The 15,207-nt window shown below is 64.1% G+C and carries 15 protein-coding genes and 1 riboswitch; of the genes, 12 read left to right on the top strand and 3 right to left on the bottom strand.

From position 1 onward, the window contains the following. Window positions 1-138: 138 nt before the first annotated feature. Complete coding sequence (locus tag GXP34_08480) at window positions 139-372, top strand: hypothetical protein (protein ID NOY56009.1); 234 nt, start codon at window positions 139-141, stop codon at window positions 370-372. Beyond that, complete coding sequence (locus GXP34_08485) at window positions 369-593, top strand: hypothetical protein (protein NOY56010.1); 225 nt, start codon at window positions 369-371, stop codon at window positions 591-593. The genes GXP34_08480 and GXP34_08485 overlap by 4 nt, the downstream gene beginning before the upstream one ends. A 404-nt stretch (window positions 594-997) precedes the next feature. On the opposite strand, the gene GXP34_08490 is transcribed toward GXP34_08485, so the two are convergent. The 3 genes from GXP34_08490 to GXP34_08500 form a co-directional block, all read right to left on the bottom strand. Beyond that, on the bottom strand, window positions 998-1,309 hold the full coding sequence (locus GXP34_08490) for a hypothetical protein (GenBank protein NOY56011.1): 312 nt from the start codon (window positions 1,307-1,309) through the stop codon (window positions 998-1,000). A gap of 91 nt (window positions 1,310-1,400) precedes the next feature. Next, complete coding sequence (locus GXP34_08495; protein ID NOY56012.1) at window positions 1,401-1,610, bottom strand: hypothetical protein; 210 nt, start codon at window positions 1,608-1,610, stop codon at window positions 1,401-1,403. Between the two features lie 654 nt (window positions 1,611-2,264). Next, window positions 2,265-3,647, bottom strand: a complete 1,383-nt coding sequence (locus GXP34_08500) for a 4Fe-4S dicluster domain-containing protein (GenBank protein ID NOY56013.1) — start codon at window positions 3,645-3,647, stop codon at window positions 2,265-2,267. A gap of 552 nt (window positions 3,648-4,199) precedes the next feature. On the opposite strand from GXP34_08500, the gene GXP34_08505 reads away from it, so the two are divergent. The 10 genes from GXP34_08505 (at window position 4,200) to cobU (ending at window position 15,202) form a co-directional block, all read left to right on the top strand. Next, window positions 4,200-6,527, top strand: a complete 2,328-nt coding sequence (locus GXP34_08505) for a formate acetyltransferase (GenBank protein ID NOY56014.1) — start codon at window positions 4,200-4,202, stop codon at window positions 6,525-6,527. Then, window positions 6,524-7,426: a glycyl-radical enzyme activating protein gene (locus GXP34_08510; protein ID NOY56015.1), complete on the top strand. Its 903-nt coding sequence runs from the start codon at window positions 6,524-6,526 to the stop codon at window positions 7,424-7,426. The genes GXP34_08505 and GXP34_08510 overlap by 4 nt, the downstream gene beginning before the upstream one ends. Window positions 7,427-7,773: 347 nt before the next feature. Beyond that, a riboswitch (cobalamin riboswitch) is annotated at window positions 7,774-7,905 on the top strand. Window positions 7,906-8,211: 306 nt separating this feature from the next. Then, window positions 8,212-8,988 carry an ABC transporter substrate-binding protein gene (locus GXP34_08515; protein NOY56016.1) on the top strand — a complete coding sequence of 259 codons (777 nt, stop codon included), beginning with the start codon at window positions 8,212-8,214 and terminating at the stop codon, window positions 8,986-8,988. Further along, a complete protein-coding gene (locus GXP34_08520) occupies window positions 8,985-10,034 on the top strand; it encodes an iron ABC transporter permease (GenBank protein ID NOY56017.1) in 1,050 nt (349 codons plus the stop codon). The genes GXP34_08515 and GXP34_08520 overlap by 4 nt, the downstream gene beginning before the upstream one ends. Before the next feature lie 5 nt (window positions 10,035-10,039). After that, window positions 10,040-10,828 (top strand): ABC transporter ATP-binding protein, encoded by a 789-nt coding sequence (locus tag GXP34_08525; protein ID NOY56018.1) that lies wholly within the window; start codon window positions 10,040-10,042, stop codon window positions 10,826-10,828. Next, window positions 10,825-11,721, top strand: a complete 897-nt coding sequence (gene cobD / locus GXP34_08530; GenBank protein NOY56019.1) for a cobalamin biosynthesis protein CobD — start codon at window positions 10,825-10,827, stop codon at window positions 11,719-11,721. The genes GXP34_08525 and cobD overlap by 4 nt, the downstream gene beginning before the upstream one ends. Beyond that, window positions 11,711-12,712: a histidinol-phosphate aminotransferase family protein gene (locus GXP34_08535; GenBank protein ID NOY56020.1), complete on the top strand. Its 1,002-nt coding sequence runs from the start codon at window positions 11,711-11,713 to the stop codon at window positions 12,710-12,712. The genes cobD and GXP34_08535 overlap by 11 nt, the downstream gene beginning before the upstream one ends. A gap of 8 nt (window positions 12,713-12,720) precedes the next feature. Continuing rightward, the gene (locus tag GXP34_08540) at window positions 12,721-14,121 is read left to right on the top strand and encodes a cobyric acid synthase (GenBank protein NOY56021.1); all 1,401 of its coding nucleotides are present in this window, start codon (window positions 12,721-12,723) and stop codon (window positions 14,119-14,121) included. Then, window positions 14,118-14,669 carry a cob(I)yrinic acid a,c-diamide adenosyltransferase gene (gene cobO, locus GXP34_08545; GenBank protein ID NOY56022.1) on the top strand — a complete coding sequence of 184 codons (552 nt, stop codon included), beginning with the start codon at window positions 14,118-14,120 and terminating at the stop codon, window positions 14,667-14,669. Before GXP34_08540 ends, cobO begins: the two co-directional genes overlap by 4 nt. Further along, a complete protein-coding gene (gene cobU, locus GXP34_08550) occupies window positions 14,669-15,202 on the top strand; it encodes a bifunctional adenosylcobinamide kinase/adenosylcobinamide-phosphate guanylyltransferase (GenBank protein ID NOY56023.1) in 534 nt (177 codons plus the stop codon). The genes cobO and cobU overlap by 1 nt, the downstream gene beginning before the upstream one ends. The last annotated feature ends 5 nt before the right edge of the window (window positions 15,203-15,207 follow it).

The raw sequence follows: 15,207 nt of genomic DNA on the forward strand, positions 1-15,207 counted from the left end.
TGATCACGGTCACCTGGCTCGTATTGATCGTCAACGGAGTCTTGCTCTCCCTCGTGTTCCGCAGTCGTCTCCGGGACGACACCGCTCCCTGGACCGGACACCATCGAGTCCTTCCGTGATGATCCACGGGTGCTCAGGGTGGCTTCCCGCGCAGATGCAGTTGAGGGCACTCGTGAGCTGGTGTCCGAGCTGGCCGGTCTCATCGATGTGCTGCCGGCGATCAGCCTTGGCGTCGGGGCACTGTTCCTCGTGTCGGCCAACACCCTCGCCTGCCTCGACCGTGAGTCGGAGTTCGCTACGCTGCGCGCCATCGGCTACGGGCGCCGTCACGTGGCCACGATCGTGGGTATCGAGTCGCTGGGTAGGCCGTGATCGCCGTCGTGCTGTCGGGTCCAGCCGGTCTTCTGTTTGCTTGGCCCCTCCTGTGGAGGATCGGTCAAGCCTGGTTCCACGCTGCAATGGCGGCGAGCGCGTCGGATCATGCGCTCGTGGTCCCGGCACTCTTGCCGGCCGCCCTCGTCGAGGCCTTTTCGGCCCGTCGACTGCTTGGCGTCAACATCGCAGGTGTGGTGCGCGCCCGGTTCATCGGCTGACGGGGTCGTCGCGATCGGATCGCACTTCCCGCCAGGGCACGTCGATTCGATCCCGAAGGTGACGAGAAGGGCGCGCACCGTCGGTGACGAATGCGCCCTACGTGCTGTGACCGATGGATTCGTCGAGGTCGCCGCACCGCTGTCGTGAGCGAATGCGGTGTCGCACTCGACACAAGCCACGCAAGAGGTTGATCGACATGGAAGGCTTTCGGTCTGCGCTGAGTGGACGGCGATGGACACTCACGGATACCGGTTGGAGATCTGCGGATCTTGGGGTTCGAGTCCCTCCGGGCGTGCTGGCGAAACCCTGCTCCTGCGGGGGTTTCGCATGAGAGAGGCTCCTTGACCGTTTGACGTTTGGGAGTCGTGTTGTGGACGTCGGCGTCGGTTCGTCTGGCCCACGCTCAGCCTTGGTCGGCGAACCGGACGCGTTCTCTGAGCCACGATGCAGTCCAGGTCTCGTCGACCTCTCCGGCGGCGATGGCCAGCATCGCTTCCTCGGCCTGGTCCGATGACGGGTGGGTCGGGGTCCCAGGTGCCGTGGTTGAGGTCGATGAACTGGCCGGCGTCGCCCAAGCCGCCTGCTTGTTCCCGTCGGGGAGGGGATGGTTCCACGTCAGCCGACATACCAACACGGCGGCCGTGTCGTAGATATCTGGATAGAACTCCACGTCTCCGGACCCGGCCTGGGGGGCGTGCAACGCCGAGTCGGTCATATCGGAACGCGATCCTTTGGTGAGGGTGTCGGCGTCAACGCCCGTGACTTGTTCGGCCAGCCAGAAGTACTCGGCCAGTTGACGTATCGGGTCACCGGGCGAGGCGTTCCAACAGCTCTCGGTCGCGTTCAAGGAGCCGCTTGGCGCGGCTGGTGAAGTCCTCGTCTTGGCAGACCCGTTCGATCTCGGCTTTGAGGGCGTCGATGATCAAGGCGTTGACGCTGGTGCCCTTGACTCGGGCGACAGCTTCGGCATCGTCGGCGAGTTCTTCGGGGAGGCGGACGGTGGTTTGCTTGGCCATGACATCGCAATATCGCAATATCGCAACAATGCAACTGTGCAGACACCGGCGTCGCCGAAGAGGTATCGCTCATCAGCTCGCGCTCTCGATACGGCCCACCGCCGTGGTGCCGCGGTCGCTCTGGACGAGAGAGGGAGGACGAACTGGGAACATGGATGCGGGCTTCTTGGGAGCCATTCGCTGTGGACTGCTGCGGATGTGCGCGGACGTCAGAGGACATCAAGCCCTGGTAGGTGATGCTGCACGGACGGCTGTGGACGCCTGTGGACACCGCTTGGAGATCTACGGATCAGAAAGCTTGGGCCCGAACTCGGAGAGTTCGCCGAGTCCCGCCGGGCGTGGCACAGAAACCTCTGCGGTAGAGGCTGTCGCATGAGCGGCGTCAAGCACAATGTCCGGCATAGCGGGCCGCTATCAATGGTGTTCGATGTCGGGCCCAGATAGCGGTGCGTCGGTGGCGGTGGTTCTTGAACGTGCTGTGGACGAACGAGATGAGCTGCCATTGACCGGTGACGTCCTCGTAGTCTCGTCATAGGCACCGTCGGTATCCAAGCTTGTGTTCGATCCGGCCGAGGACCGGGCGGATGCTTCTCCCCGTTCCACCGTCACGATCAGCGAGCGCACGGCAGGCTCCCGCACCGCAACGCTGAGCCGCTATGCGGGAGCTTTCGCCCGGAGCTGTGTGACCAGCTTGTCGAGGAACTTCGATCGCAGCGGTTCGACCGCCATCGCCGCTTTCCACGGAGTCATCTGCTCGATCACCGACAGCGCATGAGAGACGGTTCGGCCCAGGCTGCTGCCGATGTTGTCGTACAGCAGATCGCCGAGCTTCCCCCGCTCGATCGCCATCATCGCGATCCGCTCCATCATGTCGGTCGGGATGTACGGTCGCTCTTTTCGTGGTTCCATGCCACGGGCCTCCCATCGACATGCGTCGTAGCAGACACCGCACCCGAGGCACCGATCCGGATCGACCACCGACCAGTTCCTCCTCAAGCCCTTGCCATGGGTGAGCACCACGTCGATGGCGTCGACCGGGCAGGCCTTGGCGCAGAGTCCACATCCACGGCACTTCGTGTGATCGACGGTCGCGAGCCAGTTCGACGGCACGATGCCGTCGTAGATGTTGTAGCGCTTGATCGAGCGCATCATCCCGCAGCAGCATCCGCAGCAGTTGCACAGGTACGAGATCTCTTCGCGAACGTTGTCGCCGGTCTGGGCGAGTCCCATCGCCTTGGCCTCATTGAGGATCTCTATCCCCTCATCGTTTGTGATGGGCTCCGCGATCCCGGCCCTGATCATGATCCGGGCCGAGTTGCCGAACGTCATGCATGTGCGGGTCGGAGCATCGCACGCCTCGCCGCGCAATCCGGCGTCGGTCCGGCACGGGCAGAGGCTCACGGCCACCGTCTCGGCGGTTCGCACTACCTCGGTGGCCCGCTCCCAATCGAGGATCTCGGTCCCCCCTTCGGGAAGGATCTCCTCGCGGACCAGGGATCGGCCGATCTGGGTGGTCTCCGTGAAGACACTTCGGACGAAATCCTCATCTTCGAAGAGAGCGTTGAACGCCTCGGCGTACTCCTCCATGGGTGCGTCGGGGCGCGGCCGCATGAAGGTGAACTCGTAGAAGCCGATCACCACCGGAGTCGCCACCACATAGCGCGTACCGTCTCGCTCGAAGTCGAGCAGGAGCCCACGTTCGGCCATCGACGTGATGTGACTACCGAGCTGTTCCGGGTCGGTTTCGAGCTTCTCGGCGAGTGTTGGCAGGCCGACCAGTTGGGGCAACTGCCGGGCGACGTGGGCATCTTCCGGTGTGAACAGGAGACGCAGAACGCGAAGCATCGCGTCGGAGCCGGGGGCACCGGTGACGTTGCGGTTGAGCCGTTCCTGCAACAGCCGGTACTCCTCGTCGACCGCGGCTTCCGAAATCGGCACCGCTTGGGCCACGAGCAGCCTCCGTCCTTGGTGGCACTCTCCTTCGAGCGTACACGGCGAGGGTCGTTGGCGCCAGACCTGGGCATCTCCGGCGATCATCCCGATCGATCACGAGATCCCGACTACCGTTCTCGGGGGACCTCGTCGTTCAGGACCGAGAGCACTCCCTGCGCTTGGCACATGGAAGGTTCATCGTGCGCTCCCTGAACCGGTGCTTCCGCGAGCATCGTGCGAGGTTGCTGAAGGCGAGCATCACCTCGTTACGTTTCTTCGCTCCGATGGTGCCGTCGCAAGAGCATCTGGCTTCTCGGCCGCGGTGGGAGCCAAGTTGGGAGCCTTTCGCTGTGGACTGCTGCGTACGCCCGTGGACACGGCTTGGAGATCTACGGATCAGAAGGTTGGGGGTTCGAGTCCCTCCGGGCATGCCACTGGGACCCTTGTGCGAGCGGGGATTTCGCTGTGAGCGGTTGATCGACGTTTGCCGGCGGGATGCGGTCCTGGAAGCCGTTGGCCCGTAGTCGGGAGCTCTCGGATCATCACAGCAAGGGAACTCCACCGCCCGCATCCGTCGATGACCGATCGGCCCGCCACCGGTTGTCAGGGAGCAATGATCTAGGCTTGGTTGCTCGCCCCCCGGAGAGGAGCAGGCGCGTGGCGGGCTGGCAGCCATCACCCGAGATTCAGGCTCTCTATGCGGATCATGTCGAGAGTCGGGCCGCGCTCGGCGTCGAGCGTGCGATTCACTACACGGAGTATTGGAAGAGCAAGGCAGGCAAACAAAGCTCCTCGTGCCTCCGGAACGCCGAAGCGCTGGCCTACCACCTGGAACGACGTTCGATCCGGATCTACCCGGGTGAGCTGATCGTCGGTTCCCATACGGAGCATCGGGTCGGCGCCATTTGTCACATCGAGAAGGCCGGCTTGTTCATGCTGGGGGATCTCTTCCGTTTCGAGAAGCGAGCGGTGAATCCACTCCGTTTGGAGCCGGGCGCCAAGAGAGCGCTCCTTCGCTCTCCGATTCCCTACTGGCTCAATCGCAATGTGGCCATGCGCTCCTTCCCGCTTCGCGAGAGGCTTGCGTACGCCAAAGACCAGCTCCGTGCCACGTCTTTCGTCATCAACGAGGCCGGAGGCGTGGCCCACTTCCTGCCCGACTACGAACAGCTCATCCGGCTCGGCACCGACGGCCTGCGGGCGAAGGTGCAGGAACGAATCGATCGGGGAGGGCTCGGTGCGGACGGGCTCGACTACCTCGAGGCAAGCCTCGTCGCCCTGACGGCAGTCGAACACTTCGCCGATCGGTACCGGGATGAGGCCCGGCACCAGGGACGAGACGACATCGTCGAGGTGCTCTCCCACGTCCCGCGCCGGCCGGCCCGGACCCTTCGGGAAGCGCTGCAATTGATCTGGTTGTTCCAACTGTTGATCCAGGTCGAGTCCCTCGATCAGGGCATCAGCCTCGGGCGCATGGACCAGTACCTGTATCCGCTCTTGTGTGAGGACAAGAAGGACCCCGGCTTCGACCCGGATCGGGTTCGTGACCTGTTTGCAGCCTTCTGCATCAAACTGTCGGAGATCGTCCCGCTCTTCTCCGAGCGCGTCACCGAGTACTTCGCCGGCCTGCCCACCGGGCAGGTCGTCACCGTCGGCGGTCTCGATGCCGATGGCAACGACTGCACCAACGAACTCACCTACCTGCTGCTGGATGTCATGGAGGGATTCAAGACCCGGCAACCCAACTGGCACGCCCGTATCGGCGCTCGGTCGGATGAAGCGTATGTGAAACGGGTTGTCGAAGTGGTGGCCGGTGGTGGGGGATCTCCGGCGCTCTACAACGACGACGCGATCATGCCCGCAATGGTCGAACGGGGAGTGGACGCTTCCAAAGTATGGAACTATGCGACGGTGGGTTGCGTGGAGCCGGCGCTGCAGGGAGAGAGTTTCACCTCCTCCGACGCGGCCATCTTCAACCTGGCGATCGGCCTCGAGCTTCTGCTGGGTGGCGGGCGTCGGCTGAAGCGGGGAGAGGTCCGTGAACGCCCCTGGTTACGCCAGATCCGATCCACGGCCGAGCTGCTGAAACAACTGGAAGAGCAGACCGACGAGCGAATCCTCGGGATGAAGCACTCGCTCGACGCCATCGAGAGGACCAACGCACGGTTCTTCCCAACTCCGCTGTCCTCGCTGACCGTCGGTGGGTGCATCGAGAACGCCACCGACTCCACTCGCGGCGGTGCCTGGTACAACGCCTCGGGGATCCAGGGGGTGGGCGTGGCCGACTTGGCGAACTCGCTCGCAGTAATCGAGAAGCTCGTCTTCCAGGATGAGAAGTGCACCTTGGAGGATCTCGCCAACGCCTGTGCGACAGACTTCGACGGCCAGGAGGCGTTGCGCGCCCGTGCCCTCAAGATCGCCGCCTTCGGCAACGACGACCCGCTGGTCGATGACCTGGCGAACGAAGTTGTCTCGATGTTCGATCGTTGCATCTCGCGGCACACCAACACACGCGGCGGACGCTGGATGCCGGGCTTCTACTCCATGACCTGCCACCAGGGTTTCGGCAAGCAGACGGCAGCTCTCCCGTCGGGCCGTCTCTCGGGACGTCCTCTGGCCGACGGTCTCGCACCGGTGGATGGCTCGGACCGGCTCGGCCCCACCGCCTCGCTCAACTCCGTGGCCAGGCTCGACCAGCGGCGCTTCGGCAACGGGATCAATCTCAATATCAAGTTCGACTCGGCAATGGTGGTGGGACGGAAAGGCCGCGTCGCCCTCGAAGCCCTGATCCGTGGCTACTTCGCCCAGGGCGGCATGCAACTCCAGATCAACGTACTCGATGTGGACATTCTGGAGCAGGCCATGCGGGATCCCGATAGCCACCGCAATCTGCTCGTGCGGATCTCGGGCTACTGCGCGTACTTCGTGGACCTCACCCCGGGCATGCAGCAGGAGTTGATCGACCGTACGCGACATCGGACGTGACGGAACCAACGGCCCCGGTCTTCGACGTTCAGCGTTTCTCGCTCCACGACGGCCCCGGTATCCGATCCCTGGTCTTCCTCAAGGGCTGTGCCCTGCACTGCCCCTGGTGCCAGAATCCGGAATCGCAGGCGGCCCAACCGGTCATTGCCTTTTATGAAGATCGCTGTGAGGAGAGCTTCGAGTGCGCCGCGGTCTGTCCCAACGGGTCGATCCGGCTCGAAGGTTTCCGGGTCGACTACGGGCGCTGCGACCGGTGTGCGCTCTGCGTCGACGCCTGTGCGTACGGCGCGCTCCGGTTGATCGGTGAGACCCTCACGCCGCAACAGCTCATGGCACGGCTACTGGCGGATCGGCCCTACTACGAGAGCTCCGGCGGCGGGGTCACCTTCACCGGTGGTGAGCCGACACTTCACCACCGCTTCATGAAGCGCGTGCTCGAGCTCTGTAAGGGGGCCGGGGTTCATACGAATCTCGAGACCGCCGGGACCTTCTCGTGGGAGACGTGGGAGGAGACGCTTCGCTTACTGGATCTGATCTACTTCGATCTCAAGATCCTCGATTCGCAACTCCACGAACGGCAACTCGGCGGCGGTTTCGACAGGATCATGGAGAACGCCGTGAAGCTCGTCGCCGACGGGTTTCCGGTGGAGTTCCGGATGGCGCTGATCCCGGGTTTCACGGATACGCAGGCCAACATCGAAGCCGTCGTCGAACTCCTTCACGTGTTGGGACGGAAAACCATCCACCTGCTCGCCTACCACAACATGGGGGAGGCGAAGATCGACATCATCCGGGGAAGGCAACCCAAGCTCGGTCTTGCGCGCTACTCCGACGAACGTTGGCACGAGTTACGGAAGACCTTCGAGCTGCGCGGCGTCGAGGTGCCGGGAGTTCACTGAGCAACGCAGTCTCGCCTCTCGACGGCGAGGTATCACCGCCCGATGCGATATCGGCTCTGCCGTCGCGACACGAGGAGTGGCGACACCTCATCCCGTTCGAGTGTTCTTCACTTCCGATGGTTCTGTCGCACGGGATCGAGCTTGCCTGCCACCAGCCTGGTCGTGGAGCGGTGCTCGGGGGCCGTCTCGGCACAGGCTCCGCTGGTGCGTACGGCATGCAGGCAGCGGTGAGGGCAGCAGCTTCGGCGACCGGAGATCCATCCCTCGATACCCGTACCTACACCGCTGGTGACCCGCGTCGACACCGTCGAGAGCAGCCTCTTCGAAGAGCACGGCTAGAGTATCCTCGAATTCCCGAGCCTCCAGGTTCGGGCGTCCTCGACAGAGCGAAGTCCGGTGTGAATCCGGCGCTGTCCCGCAACTGTGATGCCTCCTCGTGAGGATAAGCCAGGACGCCTCTCTCGATGGCGATGTGCCGAGTCCTCGGAGGAGGGACGACGCCATGGACCAAAGATTGACTCCTCCGACAACAAGGAGGAGTTATGAAACTGATCCGTTCGGTGGCGCTCTTCGGCGTGCTGATGCTGCTTGTCGCCGCATGCGCCGGTCCGACCACCGCCACCGCCCCGTCGCCTACGACGGTTCCTGAAACCACGACAACGACCGCGGCACCGACCACGTCGACCACGTCGACCACGGAACCGGCCACCACCACGACGACGGTGTTGCCGGAGGCTTTCCCGGTGACGATATCGGCCGCCAACGGGGAAGTGACCGTCGAGTCGATGCCGAAGCACATCGTGTCACTGTCGCCAACGGGCACGGAGATGCTCTTCGCGATCGGTGCAGGTGACCAGGTGACGGCGGTCGACAGCTATTCGTACTATCCGGCGGAAGCGCCGGTCACCGAACTGTCGGCGTTTCAACCGGACGTCGAGGCGGTGGTGTCCTACGGACCCGATCTGGTCGTCGTATCTCACGATCCGGATGGATTCGTAGCTGGCATGGAGGCTGTGGGCGTGACGGTGCTCATGCTGCCTGCTGCAGAGACACTGGATGACACGTACACCCAGATCGAGCAGCTGGGGGCGGCCACAGGGCATGTGGGCGAGGCGGCGCTCTTGGTGGCAGATATGCAGACAGAGATCGACGAGATCGTCTCCGGTGTACCCGAGTTCGACGAGCCGCCGACCTATTTCCACGAGCTGAGTTCGTCGCTGTATTCGGCGTCGTCGGGAACCTTCATCGGTCAGGTATACGGCCTGTTGGGATTGGAGAACATTGCCGACGCGGCAGAAGGAGGGGGCCTCTATCCGCAACTGTCGGCGGAGTACATCATCGAGCAGGATCCGGACTTCATCTTCCTGGCCGATGCCGCCTGTTGTGGCGAATCGGCAGAGACGGTGGCGGCTCGGCCGGGATGGGGAGAGATGTCGGCGGTGACCGGAGGAAGAGTGGTGGAACTCGACACGGACGTGGCATCGCGGTGGGGACCGCGCATCGTCGAGTTCCTCAAGACGGTCGCCGGAGCGGTGAGTAAGGCATCGGTGCCGACCGGGTGAACACGAAGCTCGAAGCGACGCGACTCCCGGCCGGCTGGCTCGTGTTGGCCGGAGTCGCCGTCGCCGGGGCAGTGATCGTAGGGGTGTCGTTCGGTGCCGCCGATCTGTCGCTGGGGTCGATCTTGACCGAGTTCGTCAATCGGGTTCCCGGGATCCAACTCCACTCCGGTATGGGATCTGCGGAAGCAGCGGTCTTGTGGAAGATCCGGCTACCGCGAGTCGTGTTGGGCCTCTTGGTGGGAGGGATGCTGGCGGTCGCAGGCAGTGCCTACCAAGGCGTGTTTCGGAATCCGTTGGCGGACCCTTATCTGCTTGGGGTGGCGGCGGGTGCCGGCTTGGGAGCAACGTTGGCCTTTGTGTACGGGGCGGGTTCGGGTGGTTTCCACGCGACGCTGCTGCCGGTGGCAGCGTTCGCGGGATCGATGATCGCTGTATCGGTCACCTACATGACCGGTTCGGGCGGCCGTGGCGGAACGTCGACGGCCTCTTTGATCCTTTCGGGGGTGGCAGTGGCCGCGATGTTGACCGCTGCCCAAACGTATCTTCAGCTCCGCCACACCGAGGTGCTGCGTGACGTTCTGTCGTGGGTGCTGGGGCGACTGTCGACGGCAGGCTGGCGCGAGGTGATCATCCTTCTCCCCTATGTCGTGGTCAGTGCGGGAGCTCTCGTATTGTCGCGCCGGGCACTCGATGTGCTGGCGCTCGGCGTCGAGGAGGCGTCGGCGCTGGGAGTCAATGTTCGGCAAGTCCGCATCGCAGTGTTGCTCTTCGCCAGTCTCGGTACGGCCGCGGCAGTTTCGGTGAGCGGGCTCATCGGGTTTGTGGGCATCATCGTGCCTCACGCGGTCAGGATGGCTGTCGGTACGAGCTACCGCCGCATCATTCCACTTTCGTTGTTCGCGGGTGCTGCCTTTCTGGTGCTCGCGGACGTCATCGCACGATCGTTGATGTCTCCCGCGGAACTGCCGATCGGGGTGGTCACCGCGTTCGTGGGCGGCCCGTTCTTCTTGGTCGTGTTGCGTTCAACCCGGAAGGCGCTGTTGTGACCGCCCTGTCCGTGGAGTCTCTCTCGGTTGCGTTTGGGGACGCGATCGTGCTGGACGATGTCTCCTTCGAAGTCGGGCCGGGCGAGTGGCTGACGGTGATCGGCCCCAATGGCGCCGGCAAATCAACGTTGCTGCTGGCGATCATGGGCTTGGTGAGCCATGGCGGGAAGGTGACCGTCGACGGTCACCATCGCTCGGATCTCAGGGGGAGGGAACTGGCAGGGAGGGTGGCATTCGTACCACAGCATCCGATGCGGCCCTCCGGTATGCGCGTATTCGACTACGTCCTGTTGGGCCGGACACCACATCATTCGCTCTTCGCCACAGAATCGGAGAACGACCTCGATGCAACCCGCGAGGCTCTGGTCTTGCTCGATCTCGAGTCGCTGGCCGATCGGGACGTGTCGTCCCTGTCGGGCGGAGAGGCGCAACGGGCTGCTCTCGCCAGGGCGGTGGCGCAGCGGGCGCCGCTCGTGATCCTCGACGAGCCGAACAGTGCCCTCGACATCGGAAGGCAGCAGGAGGTGATGGGCATCATCGATGACATCCGGCACCTTCAGGGCCTGACGGTGATCTCGACGTTTCACGACCTGGCTTTGGCCGGGCAATTCTCGGATCGCCTCGTGCTCCTGGACGACGGTCGAATCGTCGCGAGTGGCGACGCCCACGACGTCTTGACCGAACCGATCATCGAGTCTGCCTATGGCGCGTCCGTGCGGGTGGTTTCGGAAACCGATGGGACGATCAGTGTCACTCCGCTGCGACGACCTCGAATCGCAGAGGTGCGCCGATGAGTGTGATTGTCGCCGGGATTGTGGACTGGTGGCTGGGTGAGGCACCGGCCGGCTGGCATCCCGTCCGGTGGATGGGCAGATACTTGGAGAGAACCGGTTCCTGGATTCAACGCCCGGCGACCGACCGGGGAAAGCTGGTGGCAGGGGGAGCGGCTTGGCTGGGAGGGCTGACCGGGGTGGCCGTTGCTGCGCTTGGAATCGACCGGTTCATCACTCGGCGGCTCCCCCCGGGCATGCAGGTGCTGATTCGAGGTCTGATCCTCAAGCAGATGCTGTCGCTTCGCCTGCTGCTGTTCGAGGTCCAGTCGGTCGAGACCGCTCTCGACGTCTCGGAGGAAGAAGGGCGTCGGCAGGTGAGACGGATCGTGAGTCGTGACACTGCACGATTGACGTCTGTCGAGGTGCGAGAGTCGGCGCTGGAGAGCCTGGCAGAGAACCTGGCGGACTCGGTGGTGGCCCCGATCTGGTGGTACCTCGTGGCGGGATTGCCCGGCGCGATGGCCTTTCGGTATGTGAACACCGCGGATGCGATGTGGGGCTACCGCGGGGAGATGGAATGGCCCGGAAAAGTGGCGGCCGTCGCCGACGACATCGCCAACTTCGTTCCGGCGCGGATCACCGGGGTCCTCATCGGAGCCCCATCGGTCGGGCCGGGTCGGATCGGAGCGGAAGCGACCAAAGCGACGTCTCCCAACGGGGGATGGCCGATGGCCGCACTGGCTCTGCGGCTTGGCGTGCGCCTCTCGAAACCCGGTACCTACGTTCTGAATCCGGCCGGGCGTCCCCCGACACCCGGAGATACCCGAAGCGCGCTACGTATGGCCGCCGGGCGTTCGGCAGCCTGTCTGATGGCAGCCGCCTTGATGGAAGAGGCCGGCCGACGTGATCGGTGACACTCACGGCGGAACCGACCTCGGGCCCGCGCCCCGGCTCGACTTCTCGACGAACGCCAATCCACTTGGACCGGATCCGCACGTGATGGCCGCCCTCCGAGACGTGAACGTCTCGGCGTATCCGGAACCGAGCTACACGGCGGTTCGTGGTCGCCTCGGTGCCTTCCACGAAGTCGACCCCGCGTGCGTCGTGGTGGGCGCAGGCGCTTCGGAGCTGATCCGCCGCCTGGTGACGTGGTGGTCCGGCCCGATCGTCGTCACGGATCCCACCTTCGGTGAATACGCCGCGGCTGCATTTGCGGTAGGACGCCGAGTCATTACCGCGGGAGATGATGGTGACTTCCTTGCTGCGCTGGGCGGAGGTGCCCTCGGTTTCCTCTGCGTTCCCAACAATCCCGATGGCCGTCTGCCGCTCGAGGGGTTCGTCGAACAGGCCGCCGGGACCGCCGGCGCCTCGGGCGGCCTTCTCGTGATCGATGCCGCCTACGCGCCCTTCTGTTCACCTTGGCCGGTGTTGTCCTCCTCGGCGGTCGTGCTCCATGCACCGAACAAGGTCCACGGATGCACGGGGCTGCGCGCCGGCTACGCGGTCGTCCCTTCTCGGGAGATGGCGATCGAGCTGAGAAGGGTCGCTCCCTCGTGGGTCGTCGGCAACCACGGAGCATCGTTCCTGGCGGCATCGGTGACGTCCCAGGCCCAGGAGTGGGTGAACGAGACAACCGGGACGCTGCGGACGTGGCGGGCCGATCTGGCAGACGGATTCCGGGTGCGAGGGTTTGCCGTGATCGAAGGGCCGGCGAACTTCCTGCTCGTCGATGTGGGGCACGCCGACACCGTGACCGAGACGCTGCGCGCCGACGGTCTCCGGGTGAGGTCATGCGTGTCGTTTGGCTTGCCCCGTCATGTGCGAATCGCCGCGCTTGCGCCCGAAGCCAACACCGAGCTGCTGGCCTCGGTCGATCGATCGGTACCTGGGGGAGTCACATCGTGAGGGCGCTCATGGTCCAGGGATGCACCAGTTCGGCGGGCAAGAGCCTCCTGGTGACGGCGCTCGCCCGCATCTACCGGCGCCGGGGCTTCTCCGTCGCACCATTCAAGGCGCAGAACATGTCGAACAACGCCCGGGTGGTCGCCGGCGGTGAGATCGGTGTTGCCCAATGGCTCCAAGCGATCGCCGCGGGGGTTCCTCCGGACGTCCGCATGAACCCGATTCTGGTCAAACCCGAACGAGAGGGAAGCCAGGTGGTCGTCGATGGACAGGTGGATTTCGAAGTCTCCAACTTGCCGTGGCGCGACCGATCGCCTCGGGTGTGGCCCGCAGCCCGGCAGGCACTTCACTCCCTGCTCGAGGAGTACGCACTCGTTCTGATGGAAGGTGCCGGAAGCCCGGCCGAATTCAATCTGTGGGAGAGCGATATCGCCAACATGCGATCAGCGGAGGAGGCGGACGCCGCAGTACTGCTGGTGGTCGACATCGATCGAGGTGGTGCATTCGCGCACCTGTATGGGACGTGGCTGTTGCTTCCGGAACCGCAGAGGGAGAGGATCGTCGGGTTCATCCTCAATCGGTTCCGGGGAGATGCCTCGCTCCTGGCACCCGCCCCCGAACGAATCGAGGAGATGACGGGAGTCCCGGTGCTGGGCGTCGTACCTTGGATCGCCCACGGACTTCCCGACGAAGACAACGCTTCGCTCATCGGGCGGAAAGCGACAGGACGCCGACACCGTGTGACGATTGTTCGTTGGCCCACCATCTCGAACTTCGACGAGTTCTCGACGATGGCCGGCTTGACCGATGTCATCTGGGCGGAAGATCCGCACGATCTCGAAGGTTCCGATCTCATCATCCTGCCCGGTTCCAAGCATGTCACCTCCGACCTCGAATGGTTCCGCCGGCGCGGATTCGAACAGGCGCTGGCGGCCGAAGCAGACAAAGGGACACAGATCGTGGGGATCTGTGGCGGGTTGCAGATGCTGGGGCAAAGGCTTCGCGACCCGAATGGCATCGACGGCGAAGCAGACGGCCTGGGACTCCTCGAAATCGAGACGATCTTCGAGCACGACAAGATCCTCACCGCCGAGAGCGGCGTCTTTGGCACCTGTCCGGAACCTTGGGAGAAGCTGTCCGATCGCAGCTTCACGGGATATGAGATCAGGCAAGGGAGGTCTGTTGCGGTCGGGTCGGTGGTCGAGGTACTGCCCCGCGGGCTCGGATATGCCTCCGGCAATGTCCTCGGACTGTACGTGCACGGTGTCTTCGAATCGTCGGACGTGTTGCAGGGACTCTTGGGCGTAGCCCCGGAGGGGTCACTGGAAGAGGAAATCGACATCGTGGCGGATCATTTCGAACGGTCACTCGACATGACGCGCATCGATGAGATTCTCGGAGTGGCGCGATGACCTCTCCCTCGTCCGGCAAGCCCCTTCACCGTTCTGCATCCCGAGTCCTGGTCAACACAGGCCACGGGAAAGGCAAGACCTCGGCTGCCATGGGTGTCATGATCCGCGGAGTTGCCCGGGGGTGGAACGTCGCCGTAGTTCAGTTCATCAAGTCGGCTGACCGTCCGACCGGTGAAGCGAAGATAGGCGAGAGGCTCGGCGTCGACTGGTACACCCTTGGCGATGGCTTCACCTGGCGGTCCCAGGACCTGGACCGCAGCGCCGCCCTCGCCCGCGCCGGGTGGGAGAAGGCCCGGGCGCTCATCGAGGAGGGAAACCACGAACTGGTGATCCTCGACGAGATCACCTACCCGCTCAACTGGGGTTGGATCCCCGTGGAGGAAGCGGTGGAGACGATTCGCCAACGCCCCGGCAAGGTGAACGTCATCATCACGGGACGGGATGTTCCCTCCGAGATCATCGACATCGCGGACACCGTCACCGAGATGTGCAAGGTGAAACATGCCCACGACCATGGCATTCGCGCCAAGAAAGGTATCGAATACTGATGAGCCTCACCGTGATCCTTGGTGGTGCCCGTTCGGGGAAGAGCGGCATGGCGCAGCGCCTGGCCCGGGCGACCGGTCGCCCGGTCGTCTTCCTGGCCACCGCGACGGCCGGAGACGACGAGATGGCAGCCAGAATCGAACGGCACCGCCGTGAACGGCCCACCGACTGGGTGGTCATCGAAGAGCCGGTCGACCTTTCCGGCACGCTCGAGAGGATCGATGGTGAAGACACCGTCATCATCGACTGTGTGACGTTGTGGTTGTCCAACGTGTTGGGAATCGGTTGGAGCGAACCGACGATTCTCGCCGGCGCAGCGGAGACTGCCCAACGGGCGGGAACCCGGCCGGGAGAGACGATCGTTGTGTCAAACGAAGTGGGGATGGGCGTGGTCCCGGTGACTCCACTCGGGAGGAGCTTTCGGGATCTCGCCGGCCGGGTCAATCGAACGTGGGTCGACGCCGCAGACCGGGCCGGTCTGGTAGTGGCAGGCCGAGTCCTTCCCCTGCTGATGCCGTTGAAGTGGGACGAGTAGACGAT

The sequence above is a fragment of the Actinomycetota bacterium genome (assembly GCA_013152275.1).
Lineage (GTDB): Bacteria > Actinomycetota > Acidimicrobiia > Spongiisociales > UBA4744 > BMS3Bbin01.

Coding starts and splice junctions, on each gene's coding strand:
- GXP34_08515 (NOY56016.1), top strand. CDS start 8,212: ATGCCGAAGCACATCGTGTCACTGTCGCCAACGGGCACGGAGATGCTC.
- GXP34_08540 (NOY56021.1), top strand. CDS start 12,721: ATGGTCCAGGGATGCACCAGTTCGGCGGGCAAGAGCCTCCTGGTGACG.
- GXP34_08490 (NOY56011.1), bottom strand. CDS start 1,309: ATGACCGACTCGGCGTTGCACGCCCCCCAGGCCGGGTCCGGAGACGTG.
- cobO (NOY56022.1), top strand. CDS start 14,118: ATGACCTCTCCCTCGTCCGGCAAGCCCCTTCACCGTTCTGCATCCCGA.
- GXP34_08495 (NOY56012.1), bottom strand. CDS start 1,610: ATGGCCAAGCAAACCACCGTCCGCCTCCCCGAAGAACTCGCCGACGAT.
- cobU (NOY56023.1), top strand. CDS start 14,669: ATGAGCCTCACCGTGATCCTTGGTGGTGCCCGTTCGGGGAAGAGCGGC.
- cobD (NOY56019.1), top strand. CDS start 10,825: ATGAGTGTGATTGTCGCCGGGATTGTGGACTGGTGGCTGGGTGAGGCA.
- GXP34_08500 (NOY56013.1), bottom strand. CDS start 3,647: ATGATCGCCGGAGATGCCCAGGTCTGGCGCCAACGACCCTCGCCGTGT.